The sequence below is a fragment of the Thiomonas sp. X19 genome (assembly GCF_900089495.1).
In the GTDB taxonomy this organism is placed as follows: domain Bacteria; phylum Pseudomonadota; class Gammaproteobacteria; order Burkholderiales; family Burkholderiaceae_C; genus Thiomonas_A.
This window is the reverse complement of record NZ_LT605203.1, coordinates 214,888-239,849: the sequence shown is the minus strand read 5'-3', so window position 1 is coordinate 239,849 and position 24,962 is coordinate 214,888. Positions and strand designations below refer to the sequence as shown.

Sequence of the window (24,962 nt, the reverse complement as noted above, 5' to 3'; positions counted from 1 at the left end):
CCCCCTCGGGGGGCGCCCGCTTTGCGGGCGGGTGGGGGCGGTCGCAAGGAAACGCCGGGCCGCTCCCAAGTTTCCTTGCCCCCCTCGGGGGGCGCCCGCTTGCGGGCGGGTGGGGGCGGTCATCTCGCCTGCTGCGCGGCAGGCTCGGCTGGCGTCGCCTTGGGCTTGCCGCCATGTTGTTCCGCAAGCAGCGCGTCGATGTAGCGCACCACATCGCCGAGCGTGAGCAGCGGCACCTGCTCCGGCGGGAAGGTGACACCGAACACATCCTCCGCGTTGAAAAACAGTTCGGCGGCGCCGAGCGAATCGATGCCCAGGCTTTCCAGCGTGGCATCCGGGGTCAGCGATTCCGGGTCGAGTTTGTAATCCTTCACCAGAATGGCGCACAGGCGCTCGAAGGTCGTTGTCATGGCAGTTCCTTGAGTGGGTTGGACGTGGCCTTGCCTTGGCTGGAGCGGGGTCCCTGCGTTGGCGTTGCCGTGGCGCGCGCATGGCGCGGCAAGGCCAGGGCCGCTGGGCCGGCAATGCCGCGGGTCTTGCCGCTCCAGCTTGCGCCTTGCGTCAGCAGCCCGGGCCATGCCCGCGCAAGGGTCAGGAGCGGCGCCGACGCCGCCGGCCGCATGGCCGCGTGGGCGAAGGCCGCAGCCAGCCACAGCCGCGGCGCGAACTGGCGCCGCCAGGCCGTGGCATAGCGCAGGGCCATGGCGCGCTGCCAGGCCTCGCTGCCGATGGTGGGGTGTGGCATGGCCCTGGCCGCAGCGGAAAATGCGGTGCCCGGCCCCGCTGCATCGACGGTCTGCGGCCCGAGCAGATGGGCGCACAGCAGCCAGGCCGATTGCAGCGCCATGCTCATGCCTTCGCCCACGATCGGGTGGGCCTCGCCGGCGGCATTGCCGATGCGGAACATGGCGTCGCCGGCGCTGAGCCGGATGCCAGGGTCGAGCGGCCCGACAGCCAGCCACGGCCCTTCGCGCTGCGCCGGGGCCAGCGCCCTGCGCACACCGGCGCAGGTTCGAATCAGCCAGGCTTCGACGGCGTCTCCCGCACGCAGCCCGGGTTCGTCGCGCCTGCAGGCGGCGAGCCGGTCGCGGCGCACACAGCAGGCCACGGTGGTGATGCCGCGGTCGGCCAGCACCATGCCGCCGTAGCCGCCGTCGAGCGCGAGCACCGAGAGCCGGCTCTCGGCCTGTGCGGCGTGGCGGAAGTTGGCCTTGAAGGCGAACAGATCGGCGTCGCGGCGCAGCCGCTGGCGCCGTGGCCGGTCCTGAGAAAACGCCCGGCCGTCCGAAGCGGTCTCATCATCCTCGGAAGGCCGGCCTCGGGGGCGCTCCCAAGGCAGCACCTCCCAGGAGCCCTGCGCGGCAATGGCCACCGGCGCGCGCAGCGTCAGCAGGGCGCCGGTTTCGGCCTCGCGCGCCTCCATGGTCCAGTCGCCCCTGCCACCGCGCACCGCCTGCACCGCCCAGGGTTGCAGCACCTGCGCGCCCGCCGCGCGGGCCTGTTCGAGCAGCAGCGTGTCCAGGGTTTCGCGCCCGAGCGCGCGGCCCCAGCGCTGGCCTTCCTGCGCCGCGCCCGGCAGTTCCGCCAGCACCTGTTGCTGGCCGCGCAGCAGCGCGACCTGGCGCAAATCGGGGCCGGCCGCGGCTTGGAAGGCGGGTCCGATGCCGAGGTGGTCGAGCAGGGGCAGATTGCTCGCGGCGAGACATTCGCCGCAAACCTTGCGGCGCGGAAAACGCTGCCTCTCGAGCAGCGCGACCGACCATCCGGCGCGCGCCAAGAGGATGGCGGCGGCCGAGCCTGCAGGCCCGGCGCCGATGATGATGGCGTCGAGAGGCGCCTGCATCAGCCCGCCCCGGAGCGCTCGGCGAGCAGGCAGTGGCTGAACAGGCCGGCGGAATGTTCCCGCAGGTTCCAGCTGCCGTCCCACACCGGCCACAGCGACGAGAGCTCGACGCCCTGGAAGCCCGCGTGCACGCTCAGGACCGCGTCCTGGCGCGTGACGGCATTGGCACCGAGGGCGCCGACGAGATGGCTGCCCGCGAGCGCAAACCTGGCGCGACGTGGCTCACAGGCGAAGAAGCGGTCGCAGCGGGCTGCGATGGCGCGCAGCAGCGCTGCAAGCTGCTGCGCCTCGAAATGATGCAGGAACAGGTTGGCGATGATCACGTCCCAGCGTTCGGCGCGGCCGTCGCCCGGCGAGACCTCCGCCGGCTCGGCGGCCCAGTCCAGGACATCGACGGTCCTGCTCGTCGCGCGCCAGCCCGCCTGGGCATAATGCTCGACGGCCGCCGGCGTGATCAGCGCCTGGCGGTCCAGCAGCGTGAGTTCGACGCGCGGCCACGCCGGTGCCAGGGCGCGGGCGACGCCCAGCATCAGGCTGCCATCGCCGGCGCCGAGTTCGAGCACGCGCAAGGGTGTGGCCGCGTCGCGCGGCATGGGCCAGCGGCGCAAGGCGCGCAGCACGATGGAGCGCGTGCCCATGAAGCGATGCACCCGCTGCAGGTCGCGGCGCGAGCGCATGGCGACGGGGTCGTCCTCGGCCAGGCCGTCGAGGGTTTCAGCGCTGACGCTACGCGGCAGAGGCGTCATGGCCACGCCTTTCATCGCTGATCCTCATGTTGATGCAGGGCATGTCCATGCCAGGCGGCGCAGCGCTTCATGCCGTCACCTCCAGCAGCGCGCCGTGGCAGCTGAAGCCGGCGCCGAAGGACGAGAGCCACCACCAGCCCGGCGGCGCCGCGTCGGCCAGTGCCGCTTCCAGCACGAAGTAGACGAAGGCGCTCGACAGATTGCCGTACTGGCGCAGCATCGTCGAACTGTAGCGTAGGTTCCCGGCCGGCAGGCCGAACTGGCGTTCCAGCGCGAGCAGCACGTCGCGCCCACCGGCATGCATGATCCAGGTGCCGATGTCGCCCATGCCCAGCCCGGCGCGCGCCAGCACGGCGTCGAGCACGCGGCGCGCATGCGCGGCGGCCAGGGAGGGCACGGCGCGCGTCAGGATGTTGCGCAGCATGCCGTCGCTGCTCTCGAACATCAGCGCCTTGCGCTCGGTCGGGTCGATCAGCGACATGCTGTCCTTCCAGGCGATGCGCGGCCCGGCGGCATTCGGCGCGCTCGACAACACCACCGCGCCGGCGCCGTCGCCGAACAGGCAGGCGCTGATCAGCACCCCGGGGTCATTGTCGAGAAACATCGCGGCGCTGCAGATTTCGACGCAAACCGAGAGCACATGCTCGGCCGCTCCCGAAGCGAGCAGGGCGCGGCCGAGCTGCATATTGGGCAGCGCCGCGGCACAGCCCTGGCCCACGAGGTCGAAGGCCTGCACATCGGCGCGCAGCCCCAGGCGCTCGACCACATAGCCCGACAGCCCCGGGCAGAGGTAGCCGGTGCAGGTGCTGACGATGACCGCGCCGATGTCGCCTAGCTCCAGACCGGCCTTGGCCAGGGCACGCTGCGCCGCCTGCGCCGCCAGCACGGGGGCGTTGTCGAGAAAACGCTGGGCCAGGGTGTTCGGGTCGATGGTGAAGACATCGCCGAGCGTATCGACCGCAAGCTGGCGCGCTTCCATGCCGTTGTCGCGCTGCAGGACGGTGCTGGCAATGAAGTGCGAGCGCACGTCCAGCCGCGCGAACCAGTCGGATTGCTGGAACGCGTCGAGGCACTCGGCCTTGGTGTAGCGCGCGGGTGGCGTAGCGGTACCGATTCCACGAAAGTACATGGGTGCGTAGGGGCCGAAAAATGCAGCAGTACAGGTTGGCGGGCAAGCTGAAGCCAAGTGCCCCGCCACGCGGTCAAGACAGCGTGGGACTTCTCCGAACGCAATGTAGGGGCGCAGCTTGCAAGAGGTCTGTGCGCGGGCGAACACAGGTCAAACGAAGGGACAGGCGAACGCCGCGTGGGCTTGGAACGAGCTGCAATGTGCGGTTTGTCATCGGCAGCCAGGCATGCAAGCCTTTGGATGCATTGTGCACAACACAAAAAGCCCTTCTAAACCCTACGTTACCTTCCGCACAGACCACAGGTTCTGAAGCCAGGTAACTTGCGGATGCTCACGCCTGTCTGAATGCCGCTCGAAACAGGGTTTGAACGCCAGGCCCTTGGCCCAGGATGGTTGCCGGCACCTGAACAAGGGCCAGAATCGAGCCCAAGGACACCCATGAACGCATCCATGACGGCAAGCACGGATACCATCGGCAAGCCATGCATGCATCCCTGCAGAATCTGATTCGCGAGGCGACGAGGCTGACCCAGGCCGGCCGCTTGGACGAGGCCACCGCGGCCATTCAGCGGGCGCTGGGCGTGATGCGTGCCGACAAGGCCGACGCTGCCAGCGCCGACCGGCCTGCCGATGGCAGATTTGAACTGCCGGCGCCGGCAGCCGCGGCTCGCGGGGAAACGCACGGCCGCCCGGAGCGTGCTCTTTCCCCCGCGGGGGCTGCCGCGGGGGCGCAGCAGCTTGGGGATGGTCTCGAAATGGATCGACAGAAGAACATCGAGGATGCGCACGGCGACAGCCAACCCGGCTTCACCGCCTTGGGGCGCAGGCTGGTGCCGCAAGGCGCTGCCGGAGTCGTTCGGGAGCCAAGCGGCCGGAGCGCCTTCGTCGACGGCGTGTTCGAGCATGCGGGCACGACGCGCCGCTACAAGCTCTACATCCCAGCGGGGCACGACGCGCGGGCGCTGCCGCTCGTGGTCATGCTGCATGGCTGCAATCAGAGCCCTGAGGATTTCGCCGCCGGCACGGGCATGAATGCGAGGGCTGGCGAGCAGGGATTCTTCGTGCTCTACCCCGAGCAGGCGCAGGAGGCCAATCCCGCCCGCTGCTGGAACTGGTTTCAGCAGGACCACCAGTTGCGCGGCCTGGGAGAGCCGGCCTTGATCGCCGCGATGGCGCAGGCGCTGGTGCTGCGGCATGGCATGGATGGCCGCCGCGTTTACATCGCGGGGCTGTCGGCCGGTGGCGCGATGGCGGCCATCGTTGCGGCGGCTTATCCCGACGTTTTCGCGGCGGTCGGGGTGCATTCCGGTCTCGCCCCCGGCGCGGCAGACAACCTGCCGGACGCCCTCGCGGCCATGCGCGGCGGTGCGGCGGGGCGGCGCCCACAGGGCCAGGGCAAAGGTAAAGGCCCGGTCCCGGTCTCGGGCCCAGCCATCAGGCCGCGGATTCTGGTGCCGACCATCGTGTTCCACGGCGACCAGGACCGCACGGTTCATCCGCGCAATGGCGAGCAGGTCATCGCCGCGGCCATGGACCGCCTCGGCGCCACCGAGCCGGCCGCGCCTGAACGGCAGCTCCGCACGGAACGAGGCATTTCTGCGGGCGGCCAAAGCTACACCCGCAGCCACCACGACGCACAAGGCCAGGCCATGAGCGAACACTGGTCCTTGCATGGTGCGGGGCATGCCTGGTCCGGCGGGCGCGCCGAGGGTTCGTACACCGACCCCAGCGGACCCGATGCCACCGGCGAGATGCTGCGATTCTTCTTCGCCCAGCCGTATGGCCCGGCCGGGCATTGAACCAAGGGGCGATGCGCGCAATGTTCGCTGCCGAACAGACGTCACGTTTCGAGGGGCTTACGTTCTCTTCAAGCGTTCCCTGGCACTGCCAATGCGAGCGCTTGGGTCGATTCTCAACACACATTCTTGAAGCGAGATGAACATGAACTACGAAGAGCGGGATACCTATGGCATGTACAAAGGCCGGACGAATGGCGGGAACGTGGGCGCCGTGCATGAAGGCAGCCGCACCGGCCTGATGGGCGCCGACACGCTGATTGGCACCGATGTGCATAACGAGCAGGCGGACAACCTGGGCGAGATCAAGGAAATCATGCTGGACATGCGCAGTGGCCGCGTTGAATATGCGGTGCTGTCGTTCGGCGGCTTTCTTGGCATGGGCGAGAAGTTGTTTGCCGTGCCGTGGGGTGCTCTGAAGCTTGACGCTGACCACAAATACTTCGTGCTGAATGTGGACAAGGAGCGCCTCAAAAGCGCCCCGGGTTTCGACAAGGACAACTGGCCCAATATGGTGGATCCAACCTGGGCCACGAGCATCCACAGCTACTACGGCACCAAGTCCTACACGGCTCGCGCCACGTAGGACCGCTAGGCGCCACGGGGACTCCGTGCGCCACACGGGCTGATGGCGAGTGCTCGCCATCAGCCCGCAACCGCATCGACTCTGAACCTGGATCTGGACCGGCCGCCTCGGCTCTAACCTACGAGCGCGGCGGGCGGAGCACGATGTTCAGTGCATCAATGTGCGGTAAATCTCCTTGTCCATGTTGTAGCAACTGCATGCCGCAGCTTCGAGGCCGATGCGATCGAGCACCTTGAGTTCGCCGCGGTGATACTCGATCAGGCCGCGGCGCTGCAAGTCCCGCGCGGCCACCGTCACGCCGACGCGGCGGACGCCGAGCATGTGGGCGAGAATCTCGTGGGTCACGTGGAACACGTCGGAGTGCACGCGGTCCTGGCTCATCAACAGCCAGCGCGCCAGACGCGCCCCGATCAGATGAAAGCGCTGGCACGACGCCGAGGCGGCCAACTGCGCCATCAACACATCGACATAGCGGTGCAGGCTTTGCTGCAACGCCGGACTTTGCAGCAGCTCGTGCTGGAAAGCGCTCTGTTCGACGCGCCACGCACTGCCCGAGCCCTGCACCACGGCCAGCAGCGGTGTCGTTGCCACCCCCAGCGCCAACTGCACACCCAGCATGCCTTCGCGCCCGACCATGCCCACTTCCAGCGGTGGATGGGTGTCGATCCGCTGCAGCAGGGAAATGAACCCGTCAACGGGAAAGTAGGCGTACAAGGACGGCGCCCCCTGCACGAACAGCACGTCGGACAGAACCAGATGCACGGGCTCGCAAAGGTTCAGGAGGCGCTGGCGATCCGTGCGGGGCAGGCGCTCGATGATGTGATTCTGTGCGGTGGTCAAGGCGGTTTTCGTGAGGTGGCAGCCCCAAAGCCTGGGGACGCGCCAGCCCATGCATTGCCCTTGAATGCCGCTGGACTGGCCGTTGCACATTGCACGAAAACCACCGCCCTGACTGTCCGCTGCCGTACATAGCGGCCAATCACGGTCGTTCCCGGCCCGATTCGGGCTCAAGTCGCCACGGTATGGGGCAGCAGGCGGTCGTACTCGGTCTTCACCACGGCGTAGCACTCGCAACTGCGCTGTTCCAGCCCCGGGCGATCGAGCACCTTGATGTGCCCGCGTGCATACTCGATCAGCCCGGCGCGCTGCAGCTTGAGCGCCGCTTCGGTGACGCCTTCGCGGCGCACCCCCAGCATGTTCGAGATCAGCTCCTGCGTCATGGCCAGGCTGTTGCCCTGCAGTCGGTCCAGGCTCAGCAGCAGCCAGCGGCAGAGCTGCTGGTCCAGCGAGTGGTGGCGATTGCACACGGCTGTTTGCGACATCTGCGTGATCAGCGCCTGCGTGTAGCGCAGCAGCAGGTGCAGCACCGGGCCGCCGCGATTGAACTCGGTTTGCATCCCCGATGCCCGCAGCCGGTAGCACTCGCCAGCGCTTTGCACCACGGCGCGGCTGGGGGTGGACTCGCCGCCCATGAAGAGCGACACTCCGACCAGCCCTTCATGTCCGACAATCGCGATTTCGGCGGAGGAGCCGTCTTCCAGCACATACAGCAGGGAGACGATGGCCGTGGTGGGGAAATACACATGGCTCTGCGGATTGCCCGACTCGTACAACACCTGGCCGAGTTCGAGGTTCACCCATTCGAGCTGCGGCTGCCAGCGCAACCACTCCGTCTCGGGCATGCAGGCCAGCAGCCCATTTGTTTTCGGTGGCATGGAGAGGGCGGGCATGGGCTGGACTCCTCCATGGCGATGTGTGCAGGGGCAGCCGGTGGCCGTTTCGATTCTTCAAGTTTAGGTGGCGAAATCCAGCAACTCTGTGCGATAGCGCACAGAGTTGCACGAGAAAACAACATTGAGCATGAAGGCCGTTCCAGCCCGGCGGGCGGCGGCTTCACGCCAGCCGCCCGAGCCGCTTCAGAAGTGATATTCCACCCGCACCATGGGCGTGGAGGCCTTGGCGCCTGGGGTGGTGCCGGAGGGGTTGCCGAACTTGTTGCGCCAGTACTGGTACTGCAGGCCGGCCCACAGCTTGTTGGGCGCGCCAGACAGCGCCCGTCCCACGTCGTACATCACCTCGGTGGACAGCAGGGTCTCCGGCACGGTGCCAAAGCCCTTGGCGCCGATGTGGTCGACATAGCCGCTCCACTTCCATTGGCCGCCCGCCAGGGGAATGCCCCAGTCGGCCGCCAGCACATAGGTGGTGTTGAAGGTCACGTCACCGCCTTGCGGGTAGGGGGTGAAGCCGTTGTGGTTGCTCTCCTTGTACAGCTCCAGCCCCACCTCGGCGAATCCCGGCACGTTCAGGCCCACCATGGGGCCGAGGCGCAGCTTACGCACCCGCGGGCCGAAGGTGGTGTTCTTGGCGGAGTAGTCCACCCCCATGGCCAGCTTCACGTCGTTGATCGGGCCCCACTGGATGGTGTTGCCGCTGATCTGGTCGTACGACCAGGTGCGGCGGTACACGGCGTACAGCTCCTGCGCCCCGGCGGCGGCGCAGGAGGGGGAGTTGGCGCCGGCGGCGCAGGCCTCGGGGTCGCCGGCGTCGGACATGAGCACGTCGAGGTTGAAGAAGTTGGTGCCCCAGCCGTCGCCCCCGGCATAGGAGAAGCCGACGATGCGCTTGGCGATGCTTTGCCTATAGCCCGGCTCGGCAAACTGGGTGCCGTAGGCAAAGTGCACCCAGGCGTCGCTCCAGGTGGCGGCTTGCGCGGCGTTGGCGGCACCGAGAGCCGCAGCCAGGACGGCGGCTGCAGCCAGGGCGCTTGGTTTGGATGAAGAAGCTCGCTTGCGATTCATGTGGGTTCTCCCAGTGTCGTGTGAAATCGGTGGCATGGATGAAGCTGGCGGATGAAGCCGATGGGTGAAGCTCAAAATTCAGCGGGTGGCAGCGGCGCGTTGGCGTGCGCTGGGCTCCTCCGCAGTGAGGAGCCCAGCGCTGCCATGGAGGCGGGACATGAAGATGCCGGGAACAGGGGTTGTCGTCATGTCCGGGCTCAGCGATCCATGGCGCTCTCGTGCCAGTTCTTCAGCGCCTGCCTGGACAGCAGCAGCATCAGCGCGAACAGCGCCACGCCCGCCAGCGTCAACAAGATGAGCGCGGCGAACATCTCCGGGATCTGCAGGTTGTAGCCCGACTGCAGGATCTGATACGCCAGCCCGGCGCTCTGTCCGCCGGTGCCGGCGACGAACTCCGCCACCACGGCGCCAATCAAGGCCAGCCCGCTGCTGATGCGCAGGCCGCCGAAAAAATAGGGCAGGGCGCCGGGAATGCGCAGCCGCACCAACCGCCGCCAACGCGTGGCGCGGTACAGCGTGAACAGGTTGTCCAGATTGCCGCTGACGCTGTTGAGTCCCAGCGTGGTGTTGGAGATGATGGGGAAGATGGCAATGATGGTGGCGCACACCACCAGCGCCAGTTCGGTGTTCTTGATCCAGATGATGATGAGCGGCGCAATGGCGACGATGGGCGTGACCTGCAGCATCACCGCGTAGGGAAACAGGCTGAGCTCCAGCAAACGGCTCTGCGCGAACAGCAGCGCGGTCAGCGTGCCCAGCAAGGTGGCGATGAAGAAGGCGAGGAAGGTCACCTTCATGGTCGTCCACAAGGCCCAGAACAGGGTTGGGGCGTTGGCCGCCAGGGCTTGTCCCATCGTGACCGGACCGGGCAGCAGATAGGCGGGGATGTGCGACAGATCCACCGCGAGCTGCCAGCACAGCAGGAAGACGAGGCCGACCAGCACGGGGGCCGCGATGCCCAGCAGGCGTGTGTCATGGAGCAGGGGTTTGGGGCGCATGGCGGCGATGCTCGAATCGTGGGGGTGTGCGGAGCGAGGAGGGCTGGCTGCGCCGGGACGCGACTGGACGGGCGTTTGCCGGCGCGTAGGGATGCGCGTATGGAGGCACGTAGGGAGGCGCAATGGCCGTGGCGGGCCTAGGAGACTGTCGGACTTTGCGGTCTTCCGGATGAAGACGCTATCCGAGACAATTGCTGCTGCACAACCGAGAGCCCGAGCCGATGAGCCGCTTCGTCCCTGTTGACCGAGACACCGCATATCTGTTGCCACCGTCGGTGGACGAATGGCTGCCCACTGATCACTTGGCGCGCTTCGTGGTCGAAGTCATCGAGCAGCTTGATCTGGGCGATCTGGCCCGACAGTACGCAGGCCGGGGCTCGGCGGCGCACCATCCGGCGGTGCTGCTGGGCCTGCTGATCTACGGCTACGCCAACGGCGTGCACTCCAGCCGCAAGATCGAGCGGGCGACCTACGACTCGGTGGCGTTCCGCTTTGTTGCGGCCAATACCCACCCCGATCACGACACGCTGGCGACGTTCCGCCGCCGCTTCTTGAAGGAGGTGGAGGCACTGTTCGTGCAGGTGCTGGTTCTGGCGCGCGAGATGAAGCTGCTCAAGCTCGGACACATCGCGCTGGATGGCACCAAGATCGACGCCAACGCCAGCAAGCACAAGGCCTTGTCGTGGGCTCATGCCAACAAGATCGAGGCGCAGCTGCGCCAGGAAGTACAAACGCTGCTGGCGCTGGCAGAGAACAGCGACCGCGCGACGGTACCCGACGGCATGGATGTGCCGGCGGAGATCGCCCTGCGTGCAGATCGCTTGAGCGCAATCGCGCAGGCCAAGGCCAAGATCGAGCAGCGCGCCAGCGAACGCCATCAGGTCGAGCAGCAGGAGTACGAGGCCAAGACCGCCAAGCGCCAAGCCCAGCGCGAGGCGGGCAAGAAGCCGCGCGGCAAGGACCCTGAGCCGCCAGAGGCCGGCCCCCGGAGCAGCGATCAGGTCAACCTCACGGATGAAGAGTCGCGCATCATGCCCGTGTCGGGTGGGGGCTTCGAGCAAAGCTACAACGCACAAGCCGGCGTGGACATCGCGACGATGATGGTGATCACCCAGCATGTGAGCCAGGCATCCAACGACAAGCGCGAAGTTGTGCCTACGCTGCAGCAGATCCAAGCGTTACCCGCGGTGCTGGGCGAGGTGCACACGCTCATCACGGACAACGGCTTCTTCAGCCAAGCCAACGTGATCGCGTGCAACGACGCGGGTATCGAGCCGCTGCTGGCGCTCAAGCGGGAGTCGCATCACACGCCGGTGATGGGGCGCTTTGCACCCGATGTGCCCGAGCCCCAGACGACGGATCCGCTCGTGCAGATGGCACACCGCCTGGGCACGCAAGCAGGCCGAGCCCTGTACGGCCTGCGCAAGCAGACAGTGGAGCCGGTGTTCGGCATCATCAAGCAAGTGATGGGTTGGCGCCAGATGAGCATGCGCGGGCTGGCCAAGGCACAAGGCGAATGGAGCTTGGTGACCATGGCTTGGAACATCAAGCGCATGCACGTCCTGCGAGCCGCGTGAGGGCAATAGTGCGCCCCGACCACGCCAAAACCGAGTCCCCAGGCCGCCCCATGTGCCCTCACAGTGTCTCGCCAACCATCGAGAGCGTTCGATCAGCGCGCCGCTGTCAAAAAAAACGCGTCGCACTGATCAATCGGATTCGCTCGGGTTCAAGTCCGACAGCCTCCTAGTGCGTGTCGGCCGCAGTGGGCAGCAGCTTCAACGGCTTGATGAACTGCAGGTCGTAGACCTTCTTGTAATCAAAGTCGGCCGGGATCATCTTGTTGCGCACCATGAAGTCGAACATCTCCTTCCAGCGCTTGTCGGTCATGATGCCGATGCCTTCGCTCGCCGCCGCGCCGCCGGTGACGAGCTGGTATTTCTTCATCATCTTCATCGAGAACGCCAGCTGTTCCGGCGTCTCCTTGGGGTCGGCTTCGACGATCAGCTTGTTGCCCGGCGCCGGGTCGGCCAGGTAGGACTGCCAGCCCTCCACCGAAGCCTTGACGAATGCCGCCACCCATTGCGGGTGTTTGGCGATCATGGCCTGCGTGGTGTCGATGGTTTCGGCATAGGCCGGCCAGCCGTAATCGGCCATGAGGAACACCTTGGGCGTCTCCCCACCCTTCTCGATCATCAGCGGTTCGGAACCGATATAGCCTTGCTGCGAGAGGTTCTTGTCATGCAGGAAGGGCGCGACACTGAAGGTGTAGGGGCGCTGCTGCGACAGGGTGAAACCGAAGGTGTTTTCCAGCCAGGGCCACCACGTGGTATTGGCGCTTTGCGACACCAGAATGGGTTTGCCTTTGAGGTCGCCCAGCGACTTCACGCCCTGGTGGGCGATGATGGCCTGCGGGTCTTTCTGGAAGCTCGCCGCCACGGTCACCACCGGCAGTCCATGCGAGGCGGCAACGATGTCCTGCATCGGATAGCCCATATAAAAGTCGCAGCTGCCGGCGCCGAGCAGTTGCAGGCCGTTGACCTGCGGGCCGCCCATCTTGATGGTGACGTCCAGCCCCGCTTTCTTGTACAGGCCCGTGGCCACCGCCTGATAGAAGCCGCCATGCTCGGCCTCGGCAAACCAGTTGGTGCAGAAGGTGATCTTGGGCAGGTCATCGGCCCGCGCCAGGCCCGTCAGGCCCAAGGCCAGTGCCAGGCCGGCCAGCAGGCGGCGCGAGCGCAGGCGCCCTGGGCTGGATGTTTTCAAAGGCTGAGAACCTTGCATGAACCACTCCTTGAGATGTTGGCAAAGCGGACGGACGCCGGGAAGCTGATGCGCGATCAAACTGTATGCAATCGACCAGCAAAAGGTATGCCAGCTGCGATGCTGCAAAACCGGCCTGGAGCCGGGCGCGACGACGGCAAGCGCCCGGGTTTGGGTTGCGTCGCGGTGCCTGTCGCCATGTTGTGGTGCGCGCTGCGCCCCGTTGTGGATCAGTCGGGCTGAGGGGGCCTGTCCATGCCCCCCGAAGCCAGCCACGGACGCGCTCGGCGGCGCAGCCGGGATGCCCGCCAGGACGGAAAACTGGCATGCAAATTGCTGCATGCATGGCGTGAGTAGAAGCGGTCAGCAGCTCAGGCTGCGGGACATTGCTCCAGCCGCGCCGGCCAGGCTTGCTGCCTGCGGGATCTGCGGCGGCGCCGGGTGCCCAGCCACCCCTGTTCGACCGCTTGCACAGCCCGCCACGACAACATGCTCCGGCGCATGGCGATGCCTTGCACCAACCCTGGAGAGTTCCATGCTTGTCACCCAACAACCCGTCCTGCGCCGCTTCTGGTACGCCCTCACGCCCCTGCACGTGCTGGACGCCGGTCCGCGCCCGTTCACCTTGCTCGGTGAAAGACTGGTGCTGTGGAAGCGCCCCGACGGCCAGCCCGCGGCGCTGCGCGACCGCTGCTGCCACCGCACCGCGCAGCTGTCCAAAGGCTTCGTGGACGAGGCCGGGCGCATCGTCTGCGGCTACCACGGCTGGACTTACGACTGCACCGGCGCATGCGTGCGCATTCCGCAAAACCCGGATGGCGTGATTGCCGCCGGGGCGCGGGTGGAGTCGTTTCGCTGTGCCGCGCGCTACGGCTATGTCTGGGTGGCGCTGGAGGAGCCGCTGGCGCCGATTCCCGACTTTGCGGAAGACGGCGATGCGGGCTTTCGCCGCATTTTCCAGTTTCACGAACGCTGGGCCACGAGCCCGCTGCGCTTCATGGAGAACGCCTTCGACAACGCGCACTTCAGCTATGTGCACAAGGCCAATTTCGGCATCCACGAGCAACCCAAACCGTCGGGCTACCGGCTCGATGTCACGGCCGACGGCTTCGAGGCCGAGACCCATGTGCCCATCCGCAACCCGGCGCATGGCCACCGCATCACCGGCAGCACGGGCGCGTTCACCGAGCGCCATCTGTTCAACCGCTGGTGGCTGCCGTTCGTGCGGCGCTTCGGCTGCGTCTATCCCGAAAGCGGCATTCACCACATCATCTACAACTGCGCCACGCCGATCGACGATGCGCACATCATGCTGGCGCAGTGGCTGTACCGCAACGACGCCGAGGCCGATTGCAGCACGCAGGAACTGATCGACTGGGATCGCCCCATCGTCGATGAAGACCGCGACATCCTCGAAGCCACCGACCCCGACGCCTGCATCGACACCCGCCGCCGCATCGAATTCCACATGGAGTCCGACAAGCCCGGGCTGCTGATGCGCAAGCGCCTGCTGGCGCTGCTGCAGGCGCATGGGGAGGAGGAGGTGTTTCGCCCGGCGCCACCGCGGCCCACCATCCCCATCCAGACACGCGCAGGCGATGTCACGGCACCCAGCGCATGAGCCTGGCGGTCATCCCAGCCACGACATCGCCTGCCCCACCCCCACTCCATCCACCCGACCGCGAGAACCTTCATGGACCTGCACGTCTCCGATGCGCTCTTCATGCGGCCACCGCCGCCACCCCAGCCGGACGCGAACACCGCGCTGTTCGCCAACCGCGTGGAGAAGACCTACCCCAACGGTACCCGCGCCCTCGACGAGGTGCGGCTGCGCATCCAGCAGGGCGAGTTCGTCTCCCTGCTCGGGCCGTCGGGCTGCGGCAAGAGCACGCTGCTGCGCATGTTCGCCGGGCTGGATTCGCCATCGGCTGGGCGCATTCTGTGGTGGGGCTCGGAAAAGCAGGAAGGCGCCAACGGCAAGCAATCGCTCTCCATGGTGTTCCAGGAACCCACGCTGATGCCCTGGGCGCGGGTGCGCGCCAACACCCGGCTGCCGCTGGACTTGCGCAAGGCCCCGCGCGCCGAGGCCGATGCCCGCGTCACCGAAGTGCTCGGCATGGTGGGGCTGGAGAGCTTCGCCAGCGCCTGGCCGCGCGAGCTGTCCGGCGGCATGCAGATGCGGGTGTCGCTGGCGCGGGCGCTGGCGACGCACCCCAGCCTGCTGCTGCTCGACGAGCCCTTCGGCGCGCTCGACGAATTCACCCGCAACAAGCTCGACAGCGACGTGCGCCGGCTGTGGGCGCAGCAGGCCATGACCGTGGCCTTCGTCACCCACAGCATCTACGAGGCGGTGTTCCTCTCCACCCGCGTGGTGGTGATGGCGGCACGCCCCGGGCGCGTGGTGGCCGACATCGCCATCGACGGCCCCGCCGTGCGTGACGACGACTGGCGCGTCAGCGCCCCGTTCCTGAACTACTGCCGCCGGCTCTCCGGGCTGCTCACCGCCGCGGCGCAGGGCCGGTTCTGAGGCTGGCTGCCGCCCAACCGCCCGCATCCCCACACGACTCAGCTCGCCACCCTACATGCAACCTCCCATGGCCCCTACCGACGCATCCAACGCTTCCACCGCCCTGCTGATTCGTGGCGCCCTGGCACTGCTCACCGGCCTGCCCGGTGCTCAAGCCCGCGCCGGCGCGCACGCCACCGGCCTGCGCATCCGCGATGGCCGCATCGCCGCCATCGGCAGCCTCGCGCCGGAACCTGGAGAGGCCGTGCTCGACGCCAGCGGCTGCGTCATCTACCCGGCCTGGGTCAACACCCACCACCACCTCGTGCAATCGCTGCTCAAGGGCGTGCCCGGCGGCATCGACGCCACGCTCACGCCCTGGCTGGCGGCGGTGCCGTTTCGCTACCGCGCCGCCTTCAACGCCGGGCGTTTCCGCCTCGCGGCGCGCATCGGCCTGGTGGAGCTGGCGCTTTCCGGCTGCGGCACGGTGGCCGACCACAACTACTACTACTGGCCCGAGATGGACTTCGACGGCTCCGCCATCCTGTTCGAGGAGGCCGAGAAACTCGGCCTGCGCTTCGTGCTCTGCCGTGGCGGCGCCACCTGCAGCCGCAACTTCGAGGCCGACCTGCCCAAGGCCATGCGGCCGGAAACCCTGCAGGCCTATCTCGACGACCTCACGCGGCTGCATGCGCTCTACCACGACCCCGCGCCGCAAGCCCTGCGCCGGGTGGTCGCGGCGCCGACCACGCCGCTGTTCTCCATGCTGCCGCAGGAGTTGCGCGACACCGCCGCCCACGCCCGCAGCCTGGGCCTGCGCCTGCACTCGCATCTGTCGGAGACGGTCATCTACCAGCAGACCGCGATGACGCAGCACGGTTGCAGCCCCATCGACTTCGCCGCCAGCGTCGACTGGCTGGGGCCGGACGTGTGGTTCGCGCATCTGGTCAAGCTCAGCACGGACGACATCGCCCTGCTCGGCCGCACCGGCCCCGGCATCGCCCATTGCCCGCAGAGCAACGGCCGCCTGGGCAGCGGCATCGCCCCGGTGCGGGCGCTGGAGAACGCCGGCACGCCGATCTCGCTGGCGGTGGACGGCGCGGCGTCGAACGAAGCTGCCGACATGCTGAACGAAGCCCACACCGCCTGGCTGATGGCGCGCGCCCGCGGCGGCCACGAAGCCCTGCCGGAATATGCCGGCGGCGCCGGTGAAGCCGGCGCGGCCGACGCCACGGTGGATGACGTGGTGCGCTGGGGCACGGCCGGCGGCGCCCGCGTGCTGGGGCTGGAGGGCGTTGGCGTGCTGGCGCCCGGCATGGCCGCCGACATCGCCATCTACAAGCTCGACCAGCCGCGCCACTTCGGCCTGCACGACCCCGCCATCGCGCCCGTGGTGAGCGGCGGCGCCAGCCTGCGCGCCCTGCTGGTGGCCGGCAAGGTGGTGGTGCGCGACGGCGCCATTCCCGGCCTGGACATGGCCGAACTCGGCGCGCAATCGCGCGCTGCCGTGCACACGCTGCAAACCCTGGCCGGCGCCTGAGCGGCTCGCGCGTGCGCAAGCCGGCGCTGTTCACGCATCCGCCGCCGCGCCCGGCTATCCGAGGCAAGCGGCCATGCGCAAGCCGCCTCCAACTTGAACGAGGCGCAATGGCAAGTCGCACACCGGCTTCAGGCCTGCAGCAGCGCCTCCAGCTTGCAGCTCCAGCCGACGATGCCGCCTTGCGCGGTGATCATCTCCAGCGTGGCCTGCTTGAACCGCGGGAAGTAGCTGGCGGTGGCTTCCGCCACCAGCAGGCAGTCGTAGCCGCGGTCGAAATCAGTCCCAGCGGCCTTGGGCTGCACTTCCCCAAGCTCGACGCCGATCTGTACCTGCCGGCGCTGCTGGATGCGCCCTGGGCTCGTGGCAGTGGATGGCGGGCCTGATGGGCAAAGCTGGCGGGCTGACCAAGACGCCGGCCAAGGCGGCGGCATCGCGGGAGAATGGGAAGCTGGATGGGCGGCCGATGAAAGTCGCGGCCGTTTGAGATCGCTGGAGCGAAGACAGGGCAGCAGGGATACCAATATCACGGTGTCGAGCGGCGCAAGTGGGCGGGGGCTCTTGGGCGCAACTTTGCCTGTAAGCGGTAGCATTCCCACTCAGGCCTTCGCAAACGCCGAGCGGGTGGCTGCGGCGACCGGATCCCTGAGCCCATGACCCCCATCGGACCGGTGGCTACCACCCGAAGCTCGTCGCGGAACAGTCGCCTCCAACCCGTTTCGAACTTTCCCCGATCCGGCGCGAACGACGCTTCTTCGGCCTGAACGGACGGTCGCATTGCACGGTTCACGGCCCCATCTGGATGTCCGCTTGGTTAGTCACCAACTGGAGCTGCCGACCCCTATGTATAGATCTCAACTATGTGTAGGTCCGCGGCATCCGGCACCGCCGTCCGCTTGGTCGGCGGGCGTGCTCGGGCTCGCGGTGCTTTGCATAGTCACAGGCTCTGCAGGAACTTCATCAGGTCGTCGCTGGCACGGAAGCGTTTGAGCTTGATGTCGGGCGCCTCGAGTCGGGCAAGCGCCTTCTCCTTCATGTCGAGGTTGGCATCGACGTAGCGGTGCGTCGTGTTCGCGCTTTCGTGGCCGAGCCACAAGGCGATGATGTTGAACGGCACCCCGCTTTGCAGCAGGTGCATGGCCGTCGTATGCCTCAGGGTGTGCGGCGAGATGCGTTTGGTCTTCAGACTTGGCTGCTCGATCGAGGCCCGATCGACCGCAAGCGCCAGTCGCTGCGCCACGTTGCACCGCGTCATCTGGTGACCGGATCGATTGGGCAGCAAGGCCGCTGAACCGCGCAGGTCGGGGTTGGCATGCAGCCAGGCGCGGATGGCTGCTGCGGTCGACTTCCACAACGGCACCGAGCGGTCCTTGCGGCCCTTGCCGTGCAGGTGGACACAGGCCGCGCCGTCCAGCACCACGTCGACGACGCGCACCCCGACAATCTCCGATACGCGCGCGCCGGTGTTGTAGAGCAGGCCCAGCAGCAGGTGGTCGCGCTGCGAAGTCCAACCGGTGCCGGGCTGCCCCAGCACGGCGATCATCTCGGGCCGCGTCAGGTGTCCCAGCAGCGGCCGCTCGAAGCGCTTCATCGGCACGGCCATCACCCGTTCAACGGCGTGCAGTGCAGTCACGTCGCGGCGGCCAGCGAACTTCAGGAACGACCGCAGTGCCGTCAGCCGCAGGTTGCGGCTGCGCACCGAATTGTGCCGCTCGCGCTCCAGGTGACCCAGGAACTTGAGGACCAACTCCGGCGTGATGTCCATCAGTTGCACGGCCGTCGGCGACTTACCCAACTGCTCGGCCGCATACCCAAGGAACAGCGTCATCGCGTCGCGGTAGCACGCCACTGTTTGCGGGCTCAGCGCACGCTGCGCCACCAGGTATTCAGTGAAGAACTGCTGCACCAGCGCCGGGAAGCTGGGCGGGGATCCCTTCCGGTGGTGGCGGGCCTCAGACATGGCTGAGCTCCGGCATGCACGACTCGAAGCGCTGAGCGGCCACCGCCATCAACTCCGGCACCGCCTGCAGGTACCAGTAGGTGTTGGTCACCATCGCATGCCCAACGTAAGTCGACAGCGACAGCATCGCCTCGTCCACGTCGATGCCCTGCTGCTGCCACAGCAGGATGCGCCTGACCACGAAGGTGTGCCTGAGGTCGTGTATGCGCGGCGCGTGGTGCGTGCCGCGGTTGATCCAGCCCAGTTGAGTGCGCAGTTGGGCGAAGACGTTGTCTACCTGGCTGACGCTGATCGACTTGCCGAACAGGCGGCCGCGCGTGCCAATGAAGAATGGCGCGTCGTCGTCGCGTGAGGCGCCGGCCACGTCCCGCGTCCAGCGGTAGCGCCCCAATGCCTTGGCCGTGCTCGGATGCAGCGGCACCTGGCGTGACTTGGCGAACTTCGTGCGCCGGATCGTCAGTAGCCCACGCCGCAAATCCACGTCGCCGACGGTCAGCGACAGCGCCTCGGACAAGCGCAGACCGCAACTGGCGATCAAGCCGAACAGTGTCTCGTAGACCAGGCCGCGCAGGCCGGGGCTGGGGCCTAGGTCGCGCGCGGCAGCCAGCAACTGCCCCACTTCCTCGGGGCTGTAGATGTGTGGTGCCTGGCGCTCGGGCAGCCGCCCGAAGATCGTGTCGTCGGGCACTTCGGTAGCCGGCTCGAACTGCTGCAGCCAGCGTGCGAAGGAACGCAACTTCTTCAGCCGCCTGGCCCAGGTCCGGGGATCGACGCTGGAGTGCGAGTCCAGACGCGCCCACTCTGCCATGACCTCCAGGGTCAAGGGTCCGCGGTGACGCGTGCGCCGGACGTACTCGGCCAGGCTGCGCAGACTGTAGGCGGGCGAGCGCAGTTGGAAGCCAAGGGTGCGGCGTTCTGTGAGGTAGCGCTCCACGAGCGCGGTCAGGCCGATCGTCATGATGCCCTCCCGGTCGTGGCAGCGGCGGAGATCCCGGGCCAAGGCAGGGCCACTTCGACCAGGCGCGCGCTGTCGAGCTTGGCGTAGATCAGCGTCGTGTTCAGCGAGCGGTGGCGCAGCACGTCGGCCACCTCCTTGAGCGAGGAGCCACCGGCCAGCAGTCGGCTGGCCATCGTGTGCCGCAGCAGGTGCGAGCGCGTGTGCGGCAGCCCGGCGCGCGCATAGGCCTGGCGAATGGTCTTGCGCACGAGGTCTGGGCCGATCGGCTGCTCCCGGGGCGTCATGTGCCTGGCGAAGACCATGCGGTGCTGGGTCCTCGGGCGCTCGTCGCGCAGGTACGCGGCAATGGCCTGCCCGGTGGCTTGCGGCAAGGGCATCACGTCTTCACGCCGGCCCTTGGTGCGGCGCAAGGTGATCGTGCCGACTTCCCAGTCGATGTCGTCCAGGCTGAGGCGTGCCACCTCGCCGCTTCGCAGACCCAGATCGAGCATGCAGCGAACCATGGCGTCGGCGCGCAGCATCGACGGGCCGCTCTGGCCAAGGGCAGCCTCAAGCTGCTCGACCTCTGCCGGCTCCATCGACTTGGGCAGCGATGCCAGTTGCCAGTTCGCCGGATACGCCAGCGCACCAACCAGCGCATGGGTGCGATCGCCCAGCGTCGCGCGCCAGCGGAAGTAGCTGCGTAGGGCCGAGACCACGGCGCCCAGGCTCGTCGGCGCCTTGTAGTTCTTGGCCTGGGCGGCGAAGAAGCGGCGCACGCGCTCCGGCGTGATGACCTCGAACTGGATGGCCTCGTCCCCGAAGTGCTTACGCAGCAATGCTTCGACCAAGCGCAGCGCGCCCTCGCGCGTCTTCGGGGCAAGCCCTCGCACTTGCTCCATGTACTGGTCGTAGCGACGCAGTTCCTGGGCCACCTCGGTCATGTCCAGCGGCCTGGGGGCGATGGCGTTGGCGGCGCGCAGCACGACCAGCAGATGGCCAAGGGCGGCGCGCACGGTGCTCGGATGGCGAGCACGCGTCGCGCAATGGCAGCCGGGAAGGTGATGCTCGACGAACTCAGCAACGAGCCGCGCGTCGACGTCAGACAGGCGCTTGTTGCCATCCTTCATCCAAGTCGACAGGTGCGCCACTGCCGCTTCGCAGTTGCGCACGTAGCCGGCAGCATTGCCGCGATCCAAGAGGTACTGGCGGTACCCCGGGATGTGGCGGTCCAACTGAGCGCAGCCGCGGGAACGAACTAAAGGATCGGGGCGAGAACGAGGCTTGATACGCATGGCGGTCTCCAGGTTGTGGAGCCGCCAGTGCACCTGGAGACACGGACTATGTATAGATGCTCACGACATCAAGGGCGTGCAGGGCGCTTCCTGTCTCATCACCGGCCGCCCTGCGAGGGGCGACTACACATAGTTGAGACCTATACATAGGGGTCGCTATGCAAAGCTTTGCATAGCGACCCACAGGAGACAGTGGCCAATCGCTGGAAGTGCTCGCTCGTGTACCGACTTCATTTCCCCGTGTGATGCAGAGCGAGGCTGGCGATGCTCAACCTGTCAAACGTGAAAGGTTGAGTGGCTCTCGCACAGGCTTGATCTGACGCAGCGGCGAAGCTGAATGATCTCTTGGCGCAAGAAAATGCGAGGCATCGCATTGGCAAGTAGCCAAATAGCGTAGGCAGCTTACGCGGAGAAAAGACGCGAAATTGATGACTCCGCCATGTAACGTCGTGAGTTCATCGTGCAGTTTGACGACGAACTCACTCGTCGTCATGCTCTCGCGTTCTGCGATGTCATGCAACACGTCCCAGAAGAGATTCTCCAAACGAACCGTGGTAATGACGCTGTGAATGCGTACCGAACGTGTCCGCGACTCGTAGAGGATAGGGTCGGCTTTCACATAGAGTTCACACATTGATTCATCTCCCATAATGCCAACATCTCGACTGCGCATCGCTGGCTCAGAGATGTGCAGTCGAGCTCGAGTCGCATCATTCCTTAGGGCGTGATCTGCGTTCCCAAGACCTTCAAGAATTTGGCGATGAACTGCGGGTGCGCAGGCCATGCTGGTGCCGTCACCAAATTGCCATCGACTGCAGCCTGATCAAGGCCAATCTCCTGATAGTGGCCGCCGGCAAGTTCCACTTCCGGCTGACAGGCAGGATACGCGGAACACTTGCGCCCGGCCAGGACATCCGCGGCAGCGAGGATTTGCGCGCCGTGACAAACGGCTGCGGTGGGTTTGCCTTCACTCATGAAGTGCTTCACGATGGCAATGACCTCAGGGTTGAGTCGCAGGTACTCGGGTGCTCGACCACCTGCAATGACCAGCGCGTCGTAGTCCGCAGCGCGCACAGCGGCGAAGTCCGCGTTGAGTGCAAAGTTGTGGCCGCGCTTTTCACTGTAGGTCTGGTCCCCCTCAAAATCGTGGATCGCCGTCTTGATCGTCTGGCCCGTTGTCTTTCCAGGACAGACGGCGTGCACCGTGTGCCCCACCATCAGCAGCATCTGGAACGGAACCATCACTTCGTAGTCTTCGGCGTAATCGCCGACGAGCATCAGAATCTTCTTTTGTGCCATGGTGAACTCTCCTCATGTAAGCGAAGGGATGCCCGAAAACGCCAACGCGTGCGGAGTTCGGGCTGAACTGTCTGAACCTCAGATCGAACGCTTGCGCATTTGCTCGGCAATGTGATCGGCCTGCCGTATGGCGAGCGTCACAATGGTGAGGGTCGGGTTTTCTGCCGCGCCCGTCGTGAACTGGCTGCCGTCAGAAATGAACAGGTTTTTCACGTCGTGCGTTTGCCCGAACCTGTTGCAAACACCGTCCGCGGCTCGCGCGCTCATGCGACATGTGCCGAGGTTATGCGTCGACGGGTAAGGTGGCACCCGATAAACGCGTTTCGCGCCAACAGCTTCGTAGACCGCCGATCCTTGGCGAAAACCATGCTCGCGCATGGCCCTATCGTTGGGGTGGTCGTCGACATGCACATTCGCCACTGGCACACCATATTGATCTTTCACCGCCGGATTCAGCGTGATGCGGTTGGTCTCGCGTGGCATATCCTCACCGACGATCCACATACCGGCAGTGTGTGCGTATTCATCCATGGCGTGCGTGAATTCCGGGCCCCAAGCCCCTGGATTCAGGAAAGCGGCATAAAAGGACAACCCCAGAGAAATCGTCTCCATGTGGTATCCGCCGACAAAGCCGCGACTCGGGTTGAAGGCCGATTCATCGCTGATGATGCCGGCCATCGTCGTGCCCTTGTACATGTCGACTTTGTTGTCGAACACGCCATAGACGGATGCCGTCGTGTGGCGCATGTAATTGCGTCCGACCTGCCCCGATGAGTTGGCCAGGCCGTTGGGGAACAGAGCCGACTCGGAGTTGAGTAGCAAACGCGGTGATTCGATGGAATTTCCTGCGACACTGACAATACGGGCTTTCTGCCGTTGCAGACGTCCTTGTGCGTCGTAGTAGAGAACAGCCGACGCCTTTCCGCTTGCATCATGTTCGATGCGAACGACTTGGGCCTGTGTTCGTAATTCCAGATGTCCGGTCGCCTGGGCTCGCGGAATTTCTGTGTATAAGGTTGACCATTTGGCACCGGTGCGACATCCCTGGAAGCAGAACCCACGCTGAAAACAGTGGGTTCGGCCGTCACGCACTTTGCTATTGATCGCCATGTGGCCCGTATTGCATTCCTTGTACCCGAGCTTGGTCGCTCCGGCGTACATCACCTTGAAATTGTTGTTGCCGGGCAAGCCTGGGATGCCGTTCGTACGTGTCACGCCCATCTTGTTTTCTGCCCTGGCGTAGTAAGGATCGAGTTCCTCGCGTGTCAGGGGCCAATCCAACAAGTTGGCGCCTGGCAACGCGCCGTACGTTGTGCGTGTTTTGAACTCGTGCGGCTGAATGCGCAGGCTGGCACCGGCCCAATGCACAGTCGTTCCCCCCACGGTTTTGCAAATCCAGGCCGGCAAATTGGGGAAGTCGCGGGCAACACGCCAGGAACCCGAAGTGGTGCGCTTGTCCAGCCATGCCAACTGGTTAAACGACGGCCATTCGTCGGCGATGAACTGCGCTTGCGTGTGCAGCTTGCCCGCTTCAAGCAACACGACATCAATGCCCTTTTGGGCAAGCTCATTGGCAAGCGTGCCGCCTCCGGCTCCAGAGCCGATGACGACGACGACATGGTCATCGTCGAGTGAAAAACTGATCTTGTTTGGATTTGCGTCCATGACTGTCTCCTGAATGTTTTTTTAGTTGTCTTGGGGAATGGGGCCGCTGGCATTTTCTGGCGGGTTCGGCAACCACGCCAAGTCGTTGAACCCCTTGTGCAAATAGCCAGCGTCACCTTCCTCTCCGCCATATCCGAAATGGGCATATGCCATGGTGTTGCTGTAAAGGGAAACAACAGCCGTGCTTCGCACCAGGCCAAAGAAGGGTTCTGTCTGCATCGACTCCACGTCAACGCCCTGCAGTGCCGTCGAGCGCTTGAGCCAGTTGTCGCCAGCAATAGCATCCAGGCGTCTGACGCCATCGATCAGCGTTTGCTGCGTGCCTGGGTCGGCTTTGGCCTTCTGATCGAGCGCTTTGACGACAAGCGCATACACCGCGTCATCAAGCCCAGGATGCGGGTACACGTGCCGCGTGAAGGCCAGAATGACGGCGCCTTGGTGGGCGTCGAGAGTGGACATTTCGAGCGCCCAGGCTCGGCTTGGTGCCAGGACGGACAGCACCGACGAGAACGCCAGGGTTCCAGTCAGTACTCCGGAACCCTTAAGGAGACTCCGGCGGGTGAGCTGAATTGAGCCAATGTTGGCGATTGAGCCACGGCATGTATCGGGTTGGATCGGAATCACGGCGGTCTTCATGTTTGTCTCCTTTGGTTTTTGGGTCTACTGATCAACGGGCTACTCGTCGCGAGTTCACTGGTAATGCCCGTGGCGCTCAAGGATTTCAAGCTTGTAGCCATCAGGATCTTGAATGAAGAAATAGCGGGCAAGCAGTTGGCCACTGTCATCGCGGAACTCGCGGATGTCGTTCGGGCTCAGTTCGAGTTTTCGCAAACGCTTGTGCGCCTCAGCAACGTGGTCCACGCAAAAGGCCACATGGCCGTAGCCGTCCCCGTGTGTATAGGGTTCCTTGCGGGATTTGTTCCATGTCAACTCAATCTCGTTGTCGGCCAGCTCATTGCGCAGGTAGACCAAAGAGAAATCGGCAAAATCCAGTCTGTGCGCAACCTGCAGGTCGAATGCTCGTTGATAAAAACGCAGGGACTTGTCCAGGTCCAGTACGCGAATCATGGTGTGAATCAATTTGGCCATGCGGCACCTCCTTGAAGC

Annotated in this window: 23 protein-coding genes and 1 pseudogene; 6 read left to right on the top strand and 18 right to left on the bottom strand. The window is 65.7% G+C overall.

Annotated features, from left to right (window positions below):
• Nucleotides 1-119 precede the first annotated feature (119 nt).
• The 4 genes from THIX_RS01320 to THIX_RS01305 are packed head-to-tail and all read right to left on the bottom strand — an operon-like array spanning nt 120 to nt 3,718.
• Nucleotides 120-410, bottom strand: a complete 291-nt coding sequence (locus tag THIX_RS01320; RefSeq protein ID WP_112484525.1) for an acyl carrier protein — start codon at nt 408-410, stop codon at nt 120-122.
• Nucleotides 407-1,843, bottom strand: coding sequence for an NAD(P)/FAD-dependent oxidoreductase (locus THIX_RS01315; RefSeq protein WP_112484524.1), 1,437 nt, complete (start codon nt 1,841-1,843; stop codon nt 407-409). Before THIX_RS01315 ends, THIX_RS01320 begins: the two co-directional genes overlap by 4 nt.
• Nucleotides 1,843-2,604 (bottom strand): trans-aconitate 2-methyltransferase, encoded by a 762-nt coding sequence (locus tag THIX_RS01310; protein WP_112484523.1) that lies wholly within the window; start codon nt 2,602-2,604, stop codon nt 1,843-1,845. Before THIX_RS01310 ends, THIX_RS01315 begins: the two co-directional genes overlap by 1 nt.
• 52 nt (nt 2,605-2,656) lie before the next feature.
• Nucleotides 2,657-3,718, bottom strand: a complete 1,062-nt coding sequence (locus THIX_RS01305) for a type III polyketide synthase (RefSeq protein ID WP_112484522.1) — start codon at nt 3,716-3,718, stop codon at nt 2,657-2,659.
• A gap of 482 nt (nt 3,719-4,200) precedes the next feature.
• Between THIX_RS01305 and THIX_RS01300 the strand changes: the two genes are divergently transcribed.
• Together THIX_RS01300 and THIX_RS01295 are read left to right on the top strand one after the other, a co-directional pair.
• Nucleotides 4,201-5,517, top strand: coding sequence for a PHB depolymerase family esterase (locus THIX_RS01300; RefSeq protein ID WP_112484521.1), 1,317 nt, complete (start codon nt 4,201-4,203; stop codon nt 5,515-5,517).
• A 142-nt stretch (nt 5,518-5,659) separates the two neighbouring features.
• Nucleotides 5,660-6,100 carry a PRC-barrel domain-containing protein gene (locus THIX_RS01295; RefSeq protein WP_112488048.1) on the top strand — a complete coding sequence of 147 codons (441 nt, stop codon included), beginning with the start codon at nt 5,660-5,662 and terminating at the stop codon, nt 6,098-6,100.
• A 147-nt stretch (nt 6,101-6,247) separates the two neighbouring features.
• Here the strand turns inward: THIX_RS01295 and THIX_RS01290 are convergent, their stop codons facing one another.
• The 4 genes from THIX_RS01290 to THIX_RS01275 form a co-directional block, all read right to left on the bottom strand.
• Nucleotides 6,248-6,940 (bottom strand): Crp/Fnr family transcriptional regulator, encoded by a 693-nt coding sequence (locus tag THIX_RS01290; RefSeq protein ID WP_112488047.1) that lies wholly within the window; start codon nt 6,938-6,940, stop codon nt 6,248-6,250.
• A gap of 167 nt (nt 6,941-7,107) precedes the next feature.
• Nucleotides 7,108-7,830, bottom strand: a complete 723-nt coding sequence (locus tag THIX_RS01285; protein WP_199195215.1) for a Crp/Fnr family transcriptional regulator — start codon at nt 7,828-7,830, stop codon at nt 7,108-7,110.
• A gap of 186 nt (nt 7,831-8,016) precedes the next feature.
• On the bottom strand, nt 8,017-8,898 hold the full coding sequence (locus THIX_RS01280) for an outer envelope protein (RefSeq protein ID WP_112484520.1): 882 nt from the start codon (nt 8,896-8,898) through the stop codon (nt 8,017-8,019).
• A 197-nt stretch (nt 8,899-9,095) separates the two neighbouring features.
• A complete protein-coding gene (locus THIX_RS01275) occupies nt 9,096-9,896 on the bottom strand; it encodes an ABC transporter permease (protein ID WP_112484519.1) in 801 nt (266 codons plus the stop codon).
• A 221-nt stretch (nt 9,897-10,117) separates the two neighbouring features.
• On the opposite strand from THIX_RS01275, the gene THIX_RS01270 reads away from it, so the two are divergent.
• Nucleotides 10,118-11,473: an IS1182-like element ISThsp16 family transposase gene (locus THIX_RS01270; protein WP_112484377.1), complete on the top strand. Its 1,356-nt coding sequence runs from the start codon at nt 10,118-10,120 to the stop codon at nt 11,471-11,473.
• Nucleotides 11,474-11,639: 166 nt separating this feature from the next.
• On the opposite strand, the gene THIX_RS01265 is transcribed toward THIX_RS01270, so the two are convergent.
• Nucleotides 11,640-12,677, bottom strand: coding sequence for an ABC transporter substrate-binding protein (locus tag THIX_RS01265; RefSeq protein WP_112488045.1), 1,038 nt, complete (start codon nt 12,675-12,677; stop codon nt 11,640-11,642).
• Between the two features lie 514 nt (nt 12,678-13,191).
• On the opposite strand from THIX_RS01265, the gene THIX_RS01260 reads away from it, so the two are divergent.
• The 3 genes from THIX_RS01260 (at nt 13,192) to THIX_RS01250 (ending at nt 16,702) form a co-directional block, all read left to right on the top strand.
• Complete coding sequence (locus THIX_RS01260) at nt 13,192-14,277, top strand: aromatic ring-hydroxylating dioxygenase subunit alpha (RefSeq protein WP_112484518.1); 1,086 nt, start codon at nt 13,192-13,194, stop codon at nt 14,275-14,277.
• A 102-nt stretch (nt 14,278-14,379) separates the two neighbouring features.
• Nucleotides 14,380-15,183, top strand: a complete 804-nt coding sequence (locus THIX_RS01255; RefSeq protein WP_112488044.1) for an ABC transporter ATP-binding protein — start codon at nt 14,380-14,382, stop codon at nt 15,181-15,183.
• Nucleotides 15,184-15,250: 67 nt separating this feature from the next.
• Nucleotides 15,251-16,702, top strand: a complete 1,452-nt coding sequence (locus tag THIX_RS01250; RefSeq protein ID WP_112484517.1) for an amidohydrolase family protein — start codon at nt 15,251-15,253, stop codon at nt 16,700-16,702.
• 128 nt (nt 16,703-16,830) lie between these two features.
• Here THIX_RS01250 and THIX_RS01245 read toward each other — a convergent pair.
• The 9 genes and pseudogenes from THIX_RS01245 to THIX_RS01200 all read right to left on the bottom strand — a co-directional run.
• Nucleotides 16,831-16,974 (bottom strand): annotated as a pseudogene (locus THIX_RS01245) (cysteine hydrolase); the annotation flags it as partial.
• A 662-nt stretch (nt 16,975-17,636) separates the two neighbouring features.
• Entirely contained in the window at nt 17,637-18,659 is a 1,023-nt protein-coding gene (locus tag THIX_RS01235) for a tyrosine-type recombinase/integrase (protein WP_112484516.1), read from the bottom strand.
• Nucleotides 18,652-19,617: a tyrosine-type recombinase/integrase gene (locus tag THIX_RS01230; protein ID WP_112484515.1), complete on the bottom strand. Its 966-nt coding sequence runs from the start codon at nt 19,615-19,617 to the stop codon at nt 18,652-18,654. Before THIX_RS01230 ends, THIX_RS01235 begins: the two co-directional genes overlap by 8 nt.
• Entirely contained in the window at nt 19,614-20,891 is a 1,278-nt protein-coding gene (locus THIX_RS01225) for a site-specific integrase (RefSeq protein WP_112488043.1), read from the bottom strand. The genes THIX_RS01230 and THIX_RS01225 overlap by 4 nt, the downstream gene beginning before the upstream one ends.
• A gap of 268 nt (nt 20,892-21,159) precedes the next feature.
• On the bottom strand, nt 21,160-21,525 hold the full coding sequence (locus tag THIX_RS01220; RefSeq protein ID WP_112484514.1) for a ribbon-helix-helix domain-containing protein: 366 nt from the start codon (nt 21,523-21,525) through the stop codon (nt 21,160-21,162).
• 83 nt (nt 21,526-21,608) lie between these two features.
• Nucleotides 21,609-22,190, bottom strand: a complete 582-nt coding sequence (locus THIX_RS01215) for a DJ-1/PfpI family protein (RefSeq protein ID WP_112484513.1) — start codon at nt 22,188-22,190, stop codon at nt 21,609-21,611.
• A 78-nt stretch (nt 22,191-22,268) separates the two neighbouring features.
• Nucleotides 22,269-23,855: a GMC family oxidoreductase gene (locus tag THIX_RS01210; protein ID WP_112484512.1), complete on the bottom strand. Its 1,587-nt coding sequence runs from the start codon at nt 23,853-23,855 to the stop codon at nt 22,269-22,271.
• 21 nt (nt 23,856-23,876) lie between these two features.
• Complete coding sequence (locus THIX_RS01205; RefSeq protein WP_112484511.1) at nt 23,877-24,491, bottom strand: twin-arginine translocation signal domain-containing protein; 615 nt, start codon at nt 24,489-24,491, stop codon at nt 23,877-23,879.
• Between the two features lie 54 nt (nt 24,492-24,545).
• Entirely contained in the window at nt 24,546-24,944 is a 399-nt protein-coding gene (locus tag THIX_RS01200; protein WP_112484510.1) for a VOC family protein, read from the bottom strand.
• Between the last annotated feature and the right edge of the window lie 18 nt (nt 24,945-24,962).